Raw genomic sequence first — 17,022 nt, 5'->3', positions numbered from 1 at the left:
TCCAGATTGGAGAAGCCGGCCGAGGCTCAGTTGGTCGGCGAAGGCACGATCGGCCCGGTGCACGCCATGAAATCCCTGGTGACCGCGCGGCCGTCCACCCCGTCCTTCCAGCCGCTGTCGGCAGGCGTCTCCCCCTTCATGACCTGCTCGATCGCCTCGGGCTTGGTGTACTTGATGGAGACGTCGGCCACGCACTCCAGTTGCTTGTCCGAGTAATCCTTGTACTGGGGGTTCCTCTTCAGATCCTGAATGAGCCGCTCCCGCAGCGACGGCGGCTCGGCCGCGCACCCGCTTGTCGCTGTGAACAGCCCGCCGGCGAGTGCGACCGCGACCAACACGATTCTTCGATGTGCCACCGTGCCCCCATGTACGAGATTCGCATCAGCGTCCTGCGACGGTAGCCGTTTCCTTCGTCGGAAAACCCTGTTTCAACGATCACCGAAGAATCATCGGTAAGGGTCCACGTAAGGCTTCGTGGATTGCTGAACGGACTCAAGGACCGGCTGCATGGAAGGCCCCGCCACGTAGTAGCGGCCTCTGGCCTGGCCCTGAGGGGTCAGCCATCCCCGCCGGCACAACTCGCGGATGTCGCGTACGGCCTGCTGCGGGCTCAGATCCGCGTCCTGCTGGTAGACCGTGCGCCGGACACGGGAGGACCAGAAGGCCGGCAGGAGCGCGAAGACGGTGCGGTCATCGAGGCCGGCGTCGGCCATGGCGGTGGACAGCTCCCGCCAGGCCCGGCTGAGCAGATCGACACGACGCTTGGCCTGCTGCGCCTGGAAATGGTGCGCTCGCAAGCAGAACGTGATCCACGGGTGGGTGTCTCGTTCGGGGCTCCAAACCGGGCCGCCCACCTCTTGCAGAATCTGGTAGTAGGCGTACGTGTTCTGGCCTCGGCCGAGCCATTCCTCGATCGAGGAGAACTCGGCGGGCAGCACGGCCTCGCGCGCGAACACCAACGTGGACAGAGCCCGGGACATGCGGCCGTTGCCGTCCGCCCACGGGTGGATCTTCACCAGGTTGAGGTGCGCCATGGAGGCTCGGACGTGCACCGGCGCGTCCAGGTCTCCCTCGTTCAGCCATTCGACCAGCTCATTCATCAGGCCCGGCACCGATTCGGGGTCCGGTCCGGTGTAGGCGGGGAAGGCGGGATCGTCGGGGCTGGTGACGTAGACGGGCCCTTGGCGGAGGCGTCCTGGGCGTTTGTTCGTGTGGGGTTCCTGGATCATGAAGTGGAGCCCGTTCAGCAGGCCGAGGTCATAGCGGAATTGTTCGCCGGCATCGGCCAAGCCTTGGATGTAGGTCATGGCTCGCTGGTAACCTTCCAGCTCTCTGCGGGTGCTCTCGCTGGACTCCAGTGGTTCTTCGCCGGCCATGAGCGCTTCGACGTCGTCGACGGAAGCCGCATATCCCTCGATCGTGTTGGAGCCGACGATCGCCCTTGCGGTGAGGCTCCTGCGGAGTTGTTTCGTCCACCGCGCCTGAGGGCGCAGATGCAAGCGTAGGTCATGCCGCATGCGCTCGATGTCCTCAAGGGCCTGCAGATCCGCCTTGTCCAGGCGCGGCGTGCTATAGAGCATGACTATATGACACCATCATAGTGTCATGCAGTCAAACTCCGGCGAGTTGTTTCAAAGGGCCGCGGGCAGAAGATGCCCGCGCGGACACCGTTCACCTCACCCCGTCAGCAGCTTCGCCGCCGGGACGAGCTGGCGCTGGATCGACGGGCTCGACCAGTGGAGCTGGGCGATCGCGTCGTAGCCGCTGTCGTAGAACTCCATCCTGATGGCGTGCGGGCCGGCCGTCAGCGCGATCTGGCCGCTGTCATCGCGTTTCGAGTGGTCGGTCCAGGCGTCCACCACGAGGGTGCCGTCCACCCACAGGCGCACGCCGTCGTCGCTGGTCGTGATGAACGTGTACGTCTCCGCGCGGTCGGCGATCACCTTGCCGGTCCAGCGGACGCTGAAGGTGTCGGGGGCGATGGCGGGATCCGGGGTGCCGGAGCCCCAGTCGAAGTTCACGCCGGGGTCGACGCGGGTGAGCTTCGGGGCAGTCAGGTCGGCGTTGTCGAAGTAGGTGGCGGACAGGCCCTGCTCCTGGATGACCAGCGTCGTGACCGAGCGGGCGGGGAGGGTGAGGGTGGTCTTGCCGGCCGTGATGGGGGTCGTGGCGGTGTGGTGCGGGGTCCACTCGGTGGCGGTGCTCTGCCATGCCGCTGCCGTGCCCGCCGTCAGGCCGGTGAAGGTGAGCGTGGTCTCCAGGGGCTCGGTGGCGGTGTTGACGAGGACGACGTTCTTGGCCCCGTCCGAGGCGAACGTGTGCAGGAGCGGGGTGTCCGCCGTGGCCTCGACCATGGTCGTGCCGAACGGGCGGAACCGGCCCTCGCCGGTGAACATGCCGATGCCGTGGTAGATCGGCAGCGGCTCGCTGCGCGGGATGCCGCCCTCGCCGTTCGTGCTGGTCAGGCCGAGCTGGCCGTTCTTGTCGCCGTACTGGTAGGCGGCGGCGCCCGCGTGCAGGATCCGGCCCAGCGCGGCGGCGCCCCACAGCGTGTTGAAGTGGGTGAGCGTGCGCGCGCCGCCCGGGTCGTCGTAGTCGGAGTTGAACTCGCCGATCTGGATGTCGATCCTGCGCCCGAGCACCGACTCCGCCAGCGCGCTCACCGCCTTCAGATCCGTCTCGTACGCGCGGACGACGGTGGTCAGCAGGTCCGCGTCGGAGACGGTCTCGCTGCCGTTGCCGTAGTCGTGGTAGTCGAGGAAGTCGACCCGGTCGCCGGAGCCCTCCAGGAACGTCCTGATGTAGGAGTGATCGTTCCAGGCCGTGGCGGGGCCGCCGACGGTCACCTGCGGGTCCTCCGCGTTCAGGGCGTCGGCGATCAGGTTGAAGCGGGCGCTGTACTCGGTGGCCGGCATCTCGGGCTTCTCCGGGGTGCAGGCGCAGTTCAGCTCGTTGCCCAGGATGAAGCGCCGCACCGGCGTGCCGGAGGCGGCGAAGTGGCGATAGAGGGCGACGGCGTCGGCGCGGTTCACCTCGGCGCTCTGGCGGCCGTCCACCTGGAGGATGACCACCGGCTCCGCGCCGAGGTCCCGGATCGCCGCGATCCAGGCGTCACCGGTGACCGTCGTGTCGCACTTGTAGCCGCCGCAGACGATGGGGCTGGTGTGGTCGCCGGGGCGTTCGTAGTGCAGCTCGATGCGCATCCGGCCCGGCGCGAGATCGGTGAGGAGCTCGCGGTGCCGGGGGTCGTTCGTGATGTACGAGCCGCTGCCGTAACCGGTGATGCCGATGCCGTAGTCGGTGGGGGAGAGGGCGCGGATCGGCTTGGTGAAGTCCACCGAGACGGCGGCGGGGGTGATGGCTGAGGTCGCGGCAGGGGTGGCGGCTGCGATGGTGGCTGAGGTGGCGGCCTGCGACGGGGCGCCCGCCGTCCAGATCGTCGCGGTGGCCAGTCCGATCGTGAGGACGGTACGGGCCGCACGGCGCGCTAACGCGGTCATTCTGCTCCTGTTGCTGTGACGAGATCCAGTGGATCATGACAGAAGCGGATGACGGTGGCGTGAACGATCAGTCGAACGGGGCCTCCGTCGTGGGGCGGCGGTGGTCATGGAGCGGTCCCGAGTCGCGCCGCCACCGTCGCCACCCTGTCGGTCAGTGGTCCCGTGGGGATCGGGACGCAGTCGTAGCCGAACGCGGTGTAGGTGTCACGGTGGATGCGTTCGAAGCGGAGCGCCTCCTCGTACGTGATCCGGCGCGCGGCGGTCGGGGTGACGAAGCCGGGGCTGCACACGAACAGGACCGTCCGCTCATAGACGCGTTGCTCCTTGATGCGTTCCAGCTCGTGGGTCAGGGCGTCCGGGACGGGGTGGCCGAGGTAGGTGGCCAGGGCGTAAGTGCAGAGGGGCGAGCGGTCGTAGAACTGCACGTCGCCGGGGAGGGCGGCGGCGCGTTCCTGGCGGCGGCGCTGCAGGGTGACGACGTCCGTCACGAAGGACGGGCTCGCCCACGGCTCCTCGTCGCCCTCGGCGTGGCGCAGCGCGATGACGTCGGTGGCCGCCTCCTCGACGACGGTGTGGCCGTCGAGCTCCAGCCGGCGCAGGATCGCCGTCTTGCCGGCTCCCGGGGTGCCGGTCAGGACGTAGCGCTTCATGGGACCGCTCCTTCGGTGGGAGGAGATGTGGGTGTGGTGACGGCGCCGTGAGGCCCGAATGAAGGCATGGAGGTGCTGCCTGACCTCGCCGGCGTGATGCGCGGAGGGGGCTGGAATGCGAACGCCTCTGACCCGGCGTCTCTGACGGAGCCTCGAACGCGAGCGGGATGTGCCTGCGGAGGCTTTGGTCGCTCGCCCGGATCGTTCCACGGTGCGAGCGACGACGGCTACCGGCCGTTCCAGTCGGAGCTTACCAGTGAGAGGCGCGACGGTGCGCGCCGGCGATCTCCGGGGGAGCTGGGGCGGTTCGCGCGGTCCTATGGAGGTTTCGGGCGTCCCCGATTCAGGCCGGAGGAAGGGCGGTTGGCCTGCGCAGACGCCTCAGCGATCACTTTGGTTTACTTCCGCCTTAGGGAAATCTCCCGTTTTAGATGACAAATCGGTATCGGTCCCGACAGAATGCGGAGCCATCCAGCGTCTACCGCAACTGGAGGAAACCCCCTATGCGTAGACCCCTTGGGGTACTCGCCGCAGCCGCCAGCCTGGCCGCGATCGCCGCGCCGTTAAGCGCGACGCAGGCCGCCGCGGCGTCGGAGGCGGCGCGGTGTCGCGTGAGTGTGGCGAAGCCACAGGTGAGCGACACGCTGAAGATCGAGACGTGGGCCGCCCGCCGTGGCTGCTCGAACTCCGCGCTGCTGCGCATCCGCATCCTGCGGGCCGTGCCCGGCAAGGATCCGGTCGTCAAGAGTGGCGCCAGCAGGAAGGGGCGCCTCACGCTCACGCTCGCGTGTGAGCCCGGCACCTACTACGCGACCGCCACCGACTACCGGGGCCGGCCCGTCAAGTCCAGGGCGGTCAGGCTGACCTGCACGCCGGGCAGCGGCACGCCCACCCCCAGCCCGACCGCCACGTCGCCGACGCCGTCGCCGACCCCGACGTCGCCCGCGCCCAGCCCCTCCTCGCCCGCGCCGAGCCCCACCACGTCGGCACCGTCCGGCGGCGGCAGCGTGGGCACGGCCGAGGAGAACGAGGTCGTGCGGCTGGTCAACGAGGAGCGAGCCAAGGGTGGCTGCTCTGCCCTCGCGCACGACCCGCAACTGCGCACGGCGGCCTTCGGTCACTCGGCGGACATGGCGGCGAAGGGCTACTTCAGCCACACCTCGCAGGACGGCCGCTCCTTCATGGACCGCATCAGGGCCGCCGGCTTCACCGGAGGCTCCGGCTGGGCGGAGAACATCGCCAAGGGCCAGCGCACCCCGGCGCAGGTCATGCAGTCGTGGATGAACAGCTCCGGGCACCGGGCCAACATCATGAACTGCAAGTACAACCTCATCGGCGTCGGCGTGGCCAAGGACTCCTCGGGCACGCTCTACTGGACGCAGGACTTCGCCGCCAGGTGATCCCCGGCGGCGGATGACGCTCACTCCACGGTGAGCACCAGCTTGCCCGCCGTCCTCCCCGTGTCGCCCATCGCATGGGCCTTGGCCGCGTCCGCCAGCTCGAACGTCCCCGCGATCTCGGCCCGCAGCCGGCCGTCGGCGGCGAGCTCGGCGATGGCCCGCATCCCGGCATGATCGGCCTCCACCAGCATGACCTCCGCTCTGACACCGAGGCGGGCCGCCTCCTCGGTGAGTGCCGTCATGCCGGGATCGAGGCGGAGGGAGACGAGCAGGCCGCCGGGGCGCAGGCTGCGCAGGGAGCGGCGGGCGTGCTCGCTGCCCTGGGCGTCCAGGACGACGTCCGCGTCACGGACGGCTTCCGTGACGTCGGTGGCGCGGTAGTCGATGACCTCGTCGGCGCCCACGGAGCGGACGAAGTCGTGCTTCGGGGCGCTGGCGGTGCCGATGACGTACGCGCCGCGCGTCTTGGCGATCTGTACGGCGAGGTGGCCGACGCCGCCGGCCGCGGCGTGGATCAGCACCCGCTGGCCGGGCTCGATGCGGGCGGTGTCCACCAGGGCCTGCCAGGCGGTGAGGGCGGCCAGCGGCAGGGCGCCGGCCTGGACGTGGTCGAGGGTGGCGGGCTTGCGGGCGAAGGCGCGGGCGGGGCCGGTGACGTACTCGGCGTGGGAGCCGGCTCCGTGCGGGTACGGCAGCATGCCGAACACCTCGTCGCCCGGCTTGAACAGGGTGACGCCCGGACCCGTCGCCTCGACGACGCCGGAGACGTCCCAGCCGAGGACGAACGGCGGCTCCCCGAGGAAGAGCCCCGGGACGCCGCGGTGTTTCCAGTCTGTCGGGTTGAGGCCGGCGGCGTGGACGCGGACGAGAAGTTCGCTCAGCCCGGCCTCCGGCTTGGGCAGCCGGATCTCCTTGAGCACTTCGGGGCCGCCGAGAACGTCCTGGCTGATCGCGCGCATGGTGTCGGTCATGGCTCTTCAGCCTGCCGGGTGCGGCTCATCGGCGGGAGTGGCATGAATGCCATCCATCGATAGAATCCGGCCATGCATCGAGTCGTCGTCCTCGCGCTGGACGGGGTCTACCCGTTCGAGCTCGGCATCCCGCAGCGGGTGTTCGGCATCGCGCACGACCTGTACGAAGTGGTGACCTGCACCGTCGACGGGCGGCCCGTGCGCACCAGCGCCGACTTCACGATCATGGTGGATCGGGGGCCGGAGGCGCTGGCCGAGGCGGACACGGTGGTGATCCCGCCGTACTCGTCGGCCCCTGACACGGCCGAGCTGCCCGCGCCGGTGGCGGACGCGCTCGCGCTGATCCCGGCCGGCGCGCGCATCGTCTCCATCTGCACCGGCGCCTTCACCCTCGCCGCCGCCGGGCTGCTCGACGGGCGCCCCGCCACCACGCACTGGACGCTGGCGCCCCGGTTCCGCGAGCTGTTCCCGCGCGTGGCCCTCGACCCGAACGTGCTGTTCGTGGACAACGGCGACGTGCTCACCTCGGCCGGGGCCGCGTCCGGCGTGGACGTGTGCCTGCACCTCGTCCGCAAGGACCACGGCAGCCAGGTGGCCAACCACGTCGCCCGCAAGTGCGTGGTGCCGCCGTGGCGGGACGGCGGGCAGGCGCAGTACATCGAGCAGCCGGTGCCGGAGCCGTCGTCGGCCGGCACGGCGGCCACCCGCGAGTGGGCGCTCGCCCGGCTCGACGAGCCGCTGACGCTGACCGATCTGGCCCGGCACGCCCGGATGAGCCTGCGCACGTTCGCCCGGCGGTTCCGGGACGAAGTCGGCATGAGCCCCGGGCGGTGGCTGATCCAGCAGCGGGTGGCGCGGGCGCGGGAGCTGCTGGAGTCGAGCGATCTGCCGGTGGAGGTGATCGCCGGACGGGTCGGGTTCGGGACGGCGGCGTCGCTGCGGCAGCACATGCACGCGGTCATCGGGGTCTCGCCGCAGTCCTACCGCAACACGTTCCAGACCGCCCGCGCTCCGGCGCAGGCCGGGAGCCGGGGCTGAGCGGCACGGGACCAGCGAGAACTACCGCGCCACCCACGCGTGCACCGGCACGTGGTCCGACCAGCGTTTCCTGGCGTGGTCGACGAAGCAGTGCCGCACGCGGCCCGGGCCCGCGAACACGTAGTCGATCTTCCGCTTCTTGGTGACGTAGGTCCAGCGGTCGCGCGGGTCGCACTCGTCGCGCCCCCGGTAGGCGGCGGAGGCGGCGCGCGGCACGAGGTTGAGGTCGCCCCCGACGACACCCCGGGCGAGCTTCAGCAGCTCGCCGAGCTGCTTGTGCCGGTAGGGGGCGCCCTTCTGGCGGTCGTCGTACGGGGAGCCGGACGAGAGGTGCGCGGTGCAGAACGTGCGGCCGGCCGTGCAGATCGCGTTCCTGCGCAGACCCCATGGGGGAGTGGTCAGAGCGTGCGTCTCGAAGCGGACGTCCTGGCCGGCGACGGCGAGGGTGACGCTCTGCACCCCGCGCGCCCGGCCGTTCCGGTCGGGCGCGCACTGGTACGGCGAGCCGTCCGGGTGGGCGAACCCGGCCGACCCCACGCTCCAGGCCCGGCCGGTGCGCGCCTCCAGCTCCCGCTCCAGGTCGGCGTCCGCGCCCGAGCAGAACTCCTGGAGGAAGATCACGTCCGCCTGCGTGGCCAGCACGGCGACGTGCCAGGCCAGCTCGGCGGTGGTGCGGCGGAAGAGCGGGCAGCTGCTGTAGGTGCCCGCGCAGACGTTCCACGTCATCACGTGCAGCGAGGCAGGCCGCGCCGCCTGCAGAGGGGCAGTTCGCGCCTCGTGCGGCGGGCCCGCATGGGCGGGCAGGCAGCTGAGGGACAGCAGCCCCGCGAGCACGAGATGTCCGATCATCACCGGCCATTCCACCACGCGCGGGGCCGCCGGTGGCCTCAAAGGGACGAGCGCAGGCGCCCCATCTCCTCGGCGATCGTGGCCACCGTCCAGTGGGCGTTCAGGCCGCTCGGGTTCGGCAGCACCCACACGCGCACCCCGCCCACCCTCTCCGGCTGCGGCCCGATGACCGCCTTGGGGCGGGCGAAGGCGGTGCGGTAGGCGGAGATGCCGAGCACGGCCAGCACCTTCGGCGCAAGGGAGGCGACCTTGGCGGCCAGGGCCGCCCCGCCCGCCTCCAGCTCCTCCCTGGTCAGCTCCGACGCCTTGGCGCTGGCGCGGGGCACGATGTTGGTGATGCCCAGCCCGTACGAGGGGAGCAGGTGCTGCTCGGCCGGCGACAGGAGGCGCGGCGTGAAGCCGGACAGGTGCAGCGCCGGCCAGAAGCGGTTGCCGGGGCGGGCGAAGTGGTGGCCGGTGGCCTCGGACATGAGGCCGGGGTTGATGCCGCAGAACAGCACGTCGAGCGAGGGGCCGAGGACGTCGTCGATCACGCCCCGGAGGGTAACCGATGGCCGGGGGTGACCAGCACCCGATCAACCCCGGGGATCAGCAGCCGATCGAGCCGGTCATCAGCCCATCTCTTCGAGTTTGCGGCCCTTGGTCTCCTTGACCCACTTGGTGACGAAGATGAAGGACAGCAGCGCGAACAGCGCGTACATGGCGTACGTGATCGGCAGGTTCCACTCCGCGAGGGCCGGGAACGACACGGTGATCAGCCAGTTGGCGATCCACTGCGCGGCGGCGGCGACGCCGAGGGCGGCGGCGCGGATGCGGTTGGGGAAGATCTCGCCGAGCAGCACCCAGACGACCACGCCCCACGACAGCGCGAAGAACAGCACGAACACGTTGGCCGCGATCAGCGCGATCGCGCCCTGCGGGCCGGGCAGCGAGACCGACTCGCCGGCGCCGCCGGCGAAGCTGAACGCCCACGCGGCCGTGGCCAGCGCGACCGCCATGCCGGCCGAGCCGATGAGGAGCAGCGGCTTGCGGCCGATCCGGTCGACCAGGGAGATCGCGATGAACGTGCCCACGATGTTGATGATCGAGCTGGAGAAGCTGATCAGCAGGGAGTCGCTCTGGTTGATGCCGACGGACTGCCACAACACGGACGAGTAGTAGAAGATCACGTTGATGCCGACGAACTGCTGGAACACCGACAGCACGATGCCGATCCACACGATCGGCAGCAGCCCCATCGCGGAGCCGCGCAGGTCCTTCAGCCCGGGCACCCGTTCGGTGCGCAGGACGTGCTGGATCTCCGTGATCCGGTTGTCGAGGTCCACGTCGTCGCCCTCGATCTCGGCCAGCACCTCGCGCGCCCGCCGCGTCTTGCCCGACATGACGAGGTAGCGCGGCGACTCGGGGATCGTGGAGGCGAACAGCAGGAACAGCAGGGCCGGCACGACGCAGGCGCCCAGCATCCACTGCCACGCCTGCAGCCCCCACAGCTCGTTGTTGACGTTCCCGCCGGCCAGGCGCGCGATCACGTAGTTGACGAGCTGCGACACCGCGATCCCGAGCACGATCGCGAGCTGCTGGAACGATCCCAGCCGCCCCCGGTAGGCGGGCGGGGCGACCTCGGCGATGTAGGCGGGGCCGAGCACCGACGCCATGCCGATCGCGAAGCCCGCGACGACCCGCCACAGCGCCAGGTCCCAGACCGCGAACGGCAGCATCTGCCCGATCGAGCTGATCGCGAACAGCACCGCCGCGACCTGCATCGACCGCGTACGCCCCCACCGGTCGGCCAGCCCGCCCCCCGCCCAGGCGCCCACGGCGGAGCCGAGCAGCGCGATGGCCACGACGAAACCGGTCTCGAACGAGCCCACCTGGAAGTGTTTCTGGATGCCGACCACCGCGCCGTTGATGACGGAGCTGTCGTAGCCGAACAGGAAACCGCCGATGGCGGCGGCCGCCGTGATGAAGACGACATGCCCGAGGTGCTCATGGTGGGTGTACTGCGTAGCCATGCGGTTACCTCCCGAATGGTCGGCCAACTACCCGCCGGCCACCCACCTATTCCCCCGGTGCCCACCCGGGGGCCACCGGGGGAAGGGAGGTCAGAGTCTCGGGTCCACCGGCTCCGACTCCAGGGCGAGCACGGCGAAGACCGGCTCGTGCACCCGCCAGCCCGCCTCGCCGTCGGCCAGCCGCGACAGCGCCTCCAGGCCGAGGACGTACTCGCGCAGCGCCAGCGACCGCTTCTTGCCGAGGAAGCGGCGCCGCAGCACGTCCAGCGACTCGGTGTAGTCGGGGCCGTAGATGATGCGCAGGTACTCGCGCCCGCGCACCTTGACCCCGGGCTGCACCCGGCCGGGCACGTGCGAGGCCGGCTTGACCACCATGCCCTCGCCGCCGTCGGCCGTCATCGACTCCCACCACGCGGTCGCCGCGGCCCTGGACTCCGGCGAGTCCAGCGTGACGAAGACGTGCCGCGTCTGGGTGATGAGCGGCGAGTCGAGCAGGGCCAGCGTGGACAGGTGCCAGGCGTGCGGCTCCAGCGCCGTGGCCCGCCCCTCGCAGGCGAGGATCTGGAACGGCGCCACCCGGATGCCCTCCAGCCCGTCGACGGGCCAGCAGTAGCGGGCATAAGCGTCGCGGAACAGGGCAGCGTTCTGCGAGCGGCGTCGGGTGCGGTCGATCAGCTCGCTCACACCCAGGCCGCGCCCGGCCGCCGCCTCCAGGGCCGCGACCGCCTCGGGCAACGACGCCCGGGCGGCCGCCCCCACGGAGGCGTACTGCGACCTGATCAGCTCCCCGGCCTTCGCCGACCAGGGCAGCAGCTCGCAGTCGAGCACCACCCAGTCGGAGCCCAGCTCCGCCCACAGCGGCGCGCACGCCTCCCGCAGCCGCTCCACGAGCGGCGCCGTGTCGGCGAAGAACGGCCGCCCGGTACGGGTGTAGAGCGCGCCGGTGCTGCCGTCGTCCACCCCGAACCTGGCCGCGGCCACCTCCGGCGTACGGCACAGCACGGCCACGGCCCGCGAGCCCATGTGCTTCTCCTCGCACACCACCTCGCGCACCCCCGCCGCGGCGAACTCCTCGAACGCCTCGTGCGGATGCTCCAGGTAACCGTCGAGCCGGGAGGTCTCCGGCGGGGCCATGGTCGGCGGCAGGTACACCAGCCAGCGCGGGTCCACCGCGAAGCGGCTCATGACCTCCAGCGCGGCGGCGGCGTTCTGCTCCATGATCTTGACCCGCGAGCCGAACCTCGTCTCCACGTGCCGGGTGCCGATCACGTCGTTGATGTCCAGCATGCCCGGGTCGCGGCCGCCGGCCTCCGCCAGCGGCTTGACCGGCTCGTACCACACCTTCTCCGCCGGAACCTGGACGAGCTGCCGCTCCGGGTAGCGCAACGCGGTCAGGTGCCCGCCGAACACCACGCCGGTGTCGAGGCAGATCGTGTTGTTCACCCATTCGGGACGGGTCGTCGGAGTGTGACCGTAGACGACCATGGCCCGGCCGCGGTACTCGTCGGCCCACGGGTAGCGGACCGGCAGGCCGTACTCGTCGGTCTCGCCCGTCGTGTCACCGTACAGCGCGAACGAGCGCACCCGGCCGGAGGCGCGGCCGTGGTACTCCTCCTTGAGCCCCGCGTGCGCGACCACGAGCCGGCCGCCGTCCAGCCGGTAGTGGCTGAGCAGGCCGTCCATGAACGCCCTGGCCCGCTCCACGAACTCGGGCGGCTGCGCGGCAAGCTGGTCGAGCGACTCCTGCAGCCCGTGCGCGACCTTCACCTTGCGGCCGTTCAGCGCCCGCACCAGCTTCTGCTCGTGGTTGCCGGACACGCAGATCGCGGTGCCCGCCTCCACCATGTCCATGACCAGGCGCAGCACGCCCGGCGTGTCGGGGCCGCGGTCCACCAGGTCGCCGACGAACACCGCCGTCCGCCCCTCGGGGTGCCGCAGCCCCTCCCAGCCCAGCTCGCGCAGCAGCGTCTCCAGCTCCGAGCGGCAGCCGTGCACGTCGCCGATGATGTCGAACGGGCCCGTCAGCTCCGTCTTGTCGGACCACGCCTTCTCGTACGTGATCGTGGCGGCCTCGATCTCCTCCAGGCCGCGCAGCACGTGCACCCGGCGGAAGCCGTCATTCGCGATCTTGGCGAGCGAGCGCCGCAGGTCCTTGCGCTGCCTGATCACCACGCCGGGGCCGAAGTCGCGGTCGGGGCGGGCGGCGTTGCGCTCGATCGCCACCTCCTCCGGCACGTCGAGGACGATCGCGTCGGCCAGCACGTCGTGCCGCCTGGCCAGGTCGATCAGGCTCTTGCGGGCCGCGTACTGCACGTTCGTGGCGTCGACCACCGTGAACAGGCCCCTGGCCAGCCGCACGCCGACGATGTGATGCAGCAGGTCGAACGCCGCCGGCGTGGCCGCCTGGTCGTTCTCGTCGTCGGCGACCAGACCCCGGCAGAAGTCGGAGGAGATGACCTGCGTGGGCTTGAAGTGCCGGCGCGCGAACGTGGACTTGCCGCTGCCCGACACGCCGACGAGCACCACGAGGGAGAGCTCAGGAACGCTGATCACGGGTGAACACTCCCATCTGGGTCGGCGGGCCGACCTCGGGGTCGTCGTCGCCGACCGGGGCGAAGGCGACCTGGTAGCCGTACCGGGCGGCCACCCGCGTGGCCCAGCCGGCGAACTCGGCCCTGGTCCACTCGAAGCGGTGGTCGGGGTGCCGCAGCCCGGTCAGGAACTCGTAGCGGACGTTGTACTCGATGTTGGGGGTGGTGACCAGCACGTGCCGCGGCTTGGCGCGGCCGAACACGACCCGCTCCAGCGCGTCCAGGCGCGGCGGGTCCACGTGCTCGATCACCTCCATGAGCACCGCGGCGTCGTAGCCGGACAGACGCTTGTCGGTGTACGTGAGCGCGCCCTGGAACAGCGTGAGCCGGGCGCGCTTGGCGTCGGGCATGCGCTCCAGGCGCAGCTTGCGGGCGGCGATCGTGAGCGCCATCGGCGAGACGTCCATGCCGCCGACCTTCGCGAACCTGGGCCTGGACAGCAGCGCGCCGACCAGCTCGCCCTGGCCGCAGCCGAGGTCGATCACGCTGACCGCGCCCAGCTCCTCCAGCTTGGCGAGAATGGCCTCGCGGCGGAGGGCGCTCAGCGACTTGGACTTGGCCTTGACCTGGGACCGCTCCGACTCCGGGTCGGATTCGGGCTCGGGGTCGGATTCGGGCTCGGGGTCGGATTCCGGCTCGGACCTGGAGCCGGTCGCCTGCTCCTGAGCGGCGGCCTCGGCGGCTTCCGCGGTGGCTTCCGCGGTGGCTTCCGCGGTGGCTTCGGCAGCGGCATCGGTGGCTGTCTCGGCGGCGGCCTCGGCCTCCGCGGCGGCGGCCTCGTCGGCGGCCGTCACGTCGGCGGGCGCGTCCTCCTCCACCGCCGGCTCCAGCTCCTCCTCGGTCTCATCGCCCAGCTCGGCCAGCCGCGCCAGCGCCGTACGGGCCAGCGCCCAGCGCCGCCCCAGGTAGCGCCGGGTGATCAGGCCCCGCTCCGGGTGGCCGCCCAGCCAGCCCTCGCCGGCCCTGATGAGCTTGTCCACCTCGTCGGGCGCGACCCAGTAGTGCTTGCCGTCGTCGAGGACCGGCAGCAGCACGTACAGGTGGTTGAGCGCGTCGGAGAGACGGACGTCGCCGCGCAGGGTCAGCCCGACATAGCGGGACTCGCCCCACTCGGGGAAGCCCTCGTCCAGCGGCACCGGCCGCGCGTCCACCTCCCAGCCGAGCGGCTCGAACAGCCGCCGCGCCAGCTCGGGCCCGCCCCGGCAGGGCAGCGCGGGCAGCCGCAGCTCCAGCGGCAGCGGCGTGCCGGGCAGCTCGGGCCGCGCCTTGCACCGCCCCGCCCGCGCGGTGCGGAACACGTCGGCCAGCGCCACGGCCAGCAGCGACGACGCCGCGTACGGGCGGTCGTTGACGTACTGCGACAGGCTGAAGTCGGGAGAGCCCTTGCCGCGCGACCTGACCAGCGCGATCGGATCGACCTCGAGCATGAGCGCCGCCGTGCAGCGCTCCTCGCCCGCCTCCGGATAGAACACCGTGGCCGTGCCGAACGACTGGCTGAACTCCTGCACGCGCTCGGGATGCTTGTGCAGGAGGAAGCCGAGGTCGGTGGCGGGCCTGGCGGTGGTCGTGATCGTCAGCAGCACGCCCCAAGTCTGCCGTAACCCGCCAAAGCGCCGCCAACCGATTACGCGCCGACCCGCGCCAACCGCGCCGATCACCTGCGCCGATCACCGGCGCCGATCACCCGGGACGGACACCGGGCCGATCACGCCCGCCGATCACCCGGGCGCGACGGCCCGCCGCGGTCGTCAGACGTGCGGCAGGACCTCGGCCGCGATCAGCTCCAGGTGCTCCAGGTCGCCGAGGTCGAGGATCTGCAGGTAGAGCCGCTCGGCGCCCAGCTCGGCGAACGTCCCGATCTTCTCCAGCACCTCGGCCGGCGTGCCCGCCAGCCCCGTCTCGCGCAGCCGGTCGGGGTCCTCGCCGATGGCGGTGGCGCGCCGCTCGACCTCCGCGCGGTCCTTGCCCACCACGGTGGTCTGGGCCGCCGACAGCCGCACGGTACGGCCGGTCGCCTCGCACGCCGCCCGCACCCGGTCGAACGCCGCACCGGTGTCGGCCGGCTGGTGGAACGGCACGTTGTACTCGTCGGCGTACGTGGCCGCCAGGCGAGGCGTGCGCTTGGCCCCGACGCCACCGATGATCACCGGCGGCCGCGGCTGCTGGGCGGGCTTGGGCAACGCGGGGGAGTCGGCCAGCCGGTAGTAGCTGCCCTCGAAGGAGTAGGTGTCCTTCGCCGTCCACAACCCGGTCAGGATCTCCAGCTGCTCCTCGAACCGGCCGAAGCGCTCGTTCACCGGCGGGAACGGGATGCCGTACGCCGAGTGCTCGGCGTCGAACCAGCCGGTGCCGAAGCCCAGCTCCACCCGTCCGCCGCTCATCTGGTCGACCTGAGCCACGCTGATCGCCAGCGGCCCCGGCAGCCGGAACGTGGCCGGCGAGACCAGCGTGCCCAGCCTGATCCGCGAGGTCTCCCTGGCCAGCCCGGCAAGCGTGATCCACGCGTCGGTCGAGCCTGGGCCCTGGTCACCGGGGCCGATGCGCCGGTAGTGGTCGGACCGGAAGAAAGCGTCGAAACCCAGCCGTTCGGTGGCCTGGGCGACGGCGAGCAGGTCGTCGTAGGTCGCGCCCTGCTGGGGCTCGGTGAAGATCCTCAGCTTCATGGTCCACATTATCCGCACACAACGGACGCGTACCGGAAAAGGCCCGCGCCGCGCCGGGCGGGCTTGCTAACGTTCGTCCGCCAGAGCCGTACGTAGCCGACCGGACACTCGGGGTGGCCCATGCCTCGGCACAACAGGGAGCCGGGTCTGCTCCCGCGCCCGCTAGCCGTTCTCGGGGCGCTCGCGCTCGCCGCCGGCACCGCCGCGGCGGTGCGCCTGCTGCCGGCGGACGCCGCGCCGCCGCCGCGCCCGCCGGCCGCGCGCCCGTCCGCCACGCCCGTGCCGACGCCCTTACCGGAGCGGGCCGCCGGGTTCGTGCGGTTCGTGGACACCGCTCGCGAGCCCGCGTTCGACCTGCCCGCGCAGGCCCGCCGCACGGGGGTGCGCCGGTACGCGCTCGGCCACCTGGTCGCGGGCGGCGACGGCTGCTCGCCCAGGTGGAGCGGCCCCCAGCACGCGGACTGGACCCTCACCGCCGACCACACACCCGACCCGGAAGCCGACCACCCGCCCGACCCGGAAGACGGTCACCTGGGCGACCCGGAAGACGACCGAACGACTCACTCCGAGCCCGGAGACGACCGCACCGGCGCTCGCGTGCCGGAAGGGCCCGCCGAGCCGGGTGACCGTGGCCGTGGCGGGCTGCTCGACCCGGCCAGGAACCCGGTGGCGGGCCGGATCGGCGAGCTTCGGGCGCTGGGCGGCGAGGTCGCGCCCGTGTTCGGCGGGCCGGGCGGGCAGGAGCTGGCCGCGACCTGCACGAAGCCCGGCGGCCTGGCCGCCGCCTACCGCCGGGTGGTGGGCGCGTTCGACGCCGCCGCCGTCGACTTCGAGGTGCGCGACAGCGCCGACCGGGCGGCGGTGCTGCGCCGCGCGCGGGCCATCCACGCGCTGCAGCGCGTACGGCGGCTGAAGGTGAGCTTCACGCTGCGGCTGCGGCGCGACGGGCTGGCGCCCGGCGACGTCGCCATGTTGCGGGCCACCCAGGAGGCGGGCGCCGAGGTGGGCACCGTCAACCTGCTGGCGCCGCTCGAACCGCGCGGCACGCGAGGCGCCCGCCTGGGCCTGGTGGCGGCGTCGATGCGGGCCGCGGCCGGGCAGGTGGCGCGCGCCCAGCGCCTGGCGGAGCCCGGCGCGGCGTGGCGGCGTCTCGCGCTGACGCCGGTGCTGGCGGGCGCGGGCGACCTGAGCGCGCACGACGCCCGCACCCTGGCCGGGTACGCCGCCCGCCACGGCCTGGCCTGGCTGTCACTGCGCGGAGTCATCCCAGATCCGCACGTATCGCGCATTCTTTGGCGCGGCTCTCCCTGAATATAGGATTCCGCTGACCGGGGAAGGTTTCCGTCAG

The 17,022-nt window shown here is 71.7% G+C and carries 14 protein-coding genes; 3 read left to right on the top strand and 11 right to left on the bottom strand.

Annotated features, from left to right (window positions below):
* Positions 1 to 26 precede the first annotated feature (26 nt).
* From KIS93_RS19230 to KIS93_RS19215, 4 genes are all read right to left on the bottom strand, one after another.
* Complete coding sequence (locus tag KIS93_RS19230) at positions 27 to 338, bottom strand: hypothetical protein (protein WP_080036296.1); 312 nt, start codon at positions 336 to 338, stop codon at positions 27 to 29.
* A 108-nt stretch (positions 339 to 446) separates the two neighbouring features.
* The gene (locus KIS93_RS19225) at positions 447 to 1,580 is read right to left on the bottom strand and encodes a Fic family protein (RefSeq protein WP_080036297.1); all 1,134 of its coding nucleotides are present in this window, start codon (positions 1,578 to 1,580) and stop codon (positions 447 to 449) included.
* 96 nt (positions 1,581 to 1,676) lie between these two features.
* Positions 1,677 to 3,500: a PA14 domain-containing protein gene (locus KIS93_RS19220; protein WP_080036298.1), complete on the bottom strand. Its 1,824-nt coding sequence runs from the start codon at positions 3,498 to 3,500 to the stop codon at positions 1,677 to 1,679.
* Between the two features lie 104 nt (positions 3,501 to 3,604).
* Positions 3,605 to 4,150 carry an AAA family ATPase gene (locus KIS93_RS19215; RefSeq protein WP_080036299.1) on the bottom strand — a complete coding sequence of 182 codons (546 nt, stop codon included), beginning with the start codon at positions 4,148 to 4,150 and terminating at the stop codon, positions 3,605 to 3,607.
* Positions 4,151 to 4,782: 632 nt separating this feature from the next.
* On the opposite strand from KIS93_RS19215, the gene KIS93_RS19210 reads away from it, so the two are divergent.
* The gene (locus tag KIS93_RS19210) at positions 4,783 to 5,550 is read left to right on the top strand and encodes a CAP domain-containing protein (protein WP_186404317.1); all 768 of its coding nucleotides are present in this window, start codon (positions 4,783 to 4,785) and stop codon (positions 5,548 to 5,550) included.
* A 20-nt stretch (positions 5,551 to 5,570) separates the two neighbouring features.
* Here KIS93_RS19210 and KIS93_RS19205 read toward each other — a convergent pair whose 3' ends face one another.
* Entirely contained in the window at positions 5,571 to 6,509 is a 939-nt protein-coding gene (locus KIS93_RS19205; RefSeq protein WP_080046402.1) for an NADP-dependent oxidoreductase, read from the bottom strand.
* Between the two features lie 84 nt (positions 6,510 to 6,593).
* Here KIS93_RS19205 and KIS93_RS19200 point away from each other — a divergent pair, with 84 nt between their 5' ends.
* Complete coding sequence (locus KIS93_RS19200; RefSeq protein ID WP_080036301.1) at positions 6,594 to 7,559, top strand: GlxA family transcriptional regulator; 966 nt, start codon at positions 6,594 to 6,596, stop codon at positions 7,557 to 7,559.
* 21 nt (positions 7,560 to 7,580) lie between these two features.
* On the opposite strand, the gene KIS93_RS19195 is transcribed toward KIS93_RS19200, so the two are convergent.
* The 6 genes from KIS93_RS19195 to KIS93_RS19170 form a co-directional block, all read right to left on the bottom strand.
* Complete coding sequence (locus KIS93_RS19195; protein ID WP_155126321.1) at positions 7,581 to 8,408, bottom strand: endonuclease/exonuclease/phosphatase family protein; 828 nt, start codon at positions 8,406 to 8,408, stop codon at positions 7,581 to 7,583.
* A 38-nt stretch (positions 8,409 to 8,446) separates the two neighbouring features.
* Complete coding sequence (gene mug, locus KIS93_RS19190) at positions 8,447 to 8,941, bottom strand: G/U mismatch-specific DNA glycosylase (protein WP_155126324.1); 495 nt, start codon at positions 8,939 to 8,941, stop codon at positions 8,447 to 8,449.
* A 78-nt stretch (positions 8,942 to 9,019) separates the two neighbouring features.
* Complete coding sequence (locus KIS93_RS19185) at positions 9,020 to 10,420, bottom strand: sugar porter family MFS transporter (RefSeq protein ID WP_155126327.1); 1,401 nt, start codon at positions 10,418 to 10,420, stop codon at positions 9,020 to 9,022.
* A gap of 90 nt (positions 10,421 to 10,510) precedes the next feature.
* Positions 10,511 to 12,973 (bottom strand): polynucleotide kinase-phosphatase, encoded by a 2,463-nt coding sequence (locus tag KIS93_RS19180; protein ID WP_080036303.1) that lies wholly within the window; start codon positions 12,971 to 12,973, stop codon positions 10,511 to 10,513.
* Positions 12,957 to 14,594 (bottom strand): 3' terminal RNA ribose 2'-O-methyltransferase Hen1, encoded by a 1,638-nt coding sequence (locus tag KIS93_RS19175; RefSeq protein WP_080036304.1) that lies wholly within the window; start codon positions 14,592 to 14,594, stop codon positions 12,957 to 12,959. Before KIS93_RS19175 ends, KIS93_RS19180 begins: the two co-directional genes overlap by 17 nt.
* A gap of 165 nt (positions 14,595 to 14,759) precedes the next feature.
* Positions 14,760 to 15,674 carry an LLM class F420-dependent oxidoreductase gene (locus KIS93_RS19170; protein ID WP_080036305.1) on the bottom strand — a complete coding sequence of 305 codons (915 nt, stop codon included), beginning with the start codon at positions 15,672 to 15,674 and terminating at the stop codon, positions 14,760 to 14,762.
* Positions 15,675 to 15,794: 120 nt separating this feature from the next.
* On the opposite strand from KIS93_RS19170, the gene KIS93_RS19165 reads away from it, so the two are divergent.
* Entirely contained in the window at positions 15,795 to 16,985 is a 1,191-nt protein-coding gene (locus tag KIS93_RS19165) for a glycoside hydrolase family 18 protein (protein ID WP_155126330.1), read from the top strand.
* Positions 16,986 to 17,022 lie beyond the last annotated feature (37 nt).

Source organism: [Actinomadura] parvosata subsp. kistnae (assembly GCF_900323885.1).
GTDB lineage: Bacteria > Actinomycetota > Actinomycetes > Streptosporangiales > Streptosporangiaceae > Nonomuraea > Nonomuraea composti.
The sequence above is the reverse complement of the archived record's forward strand: the minus strand, read 5'-3'. Positions and strand labels throughout refer to the sequence as shown.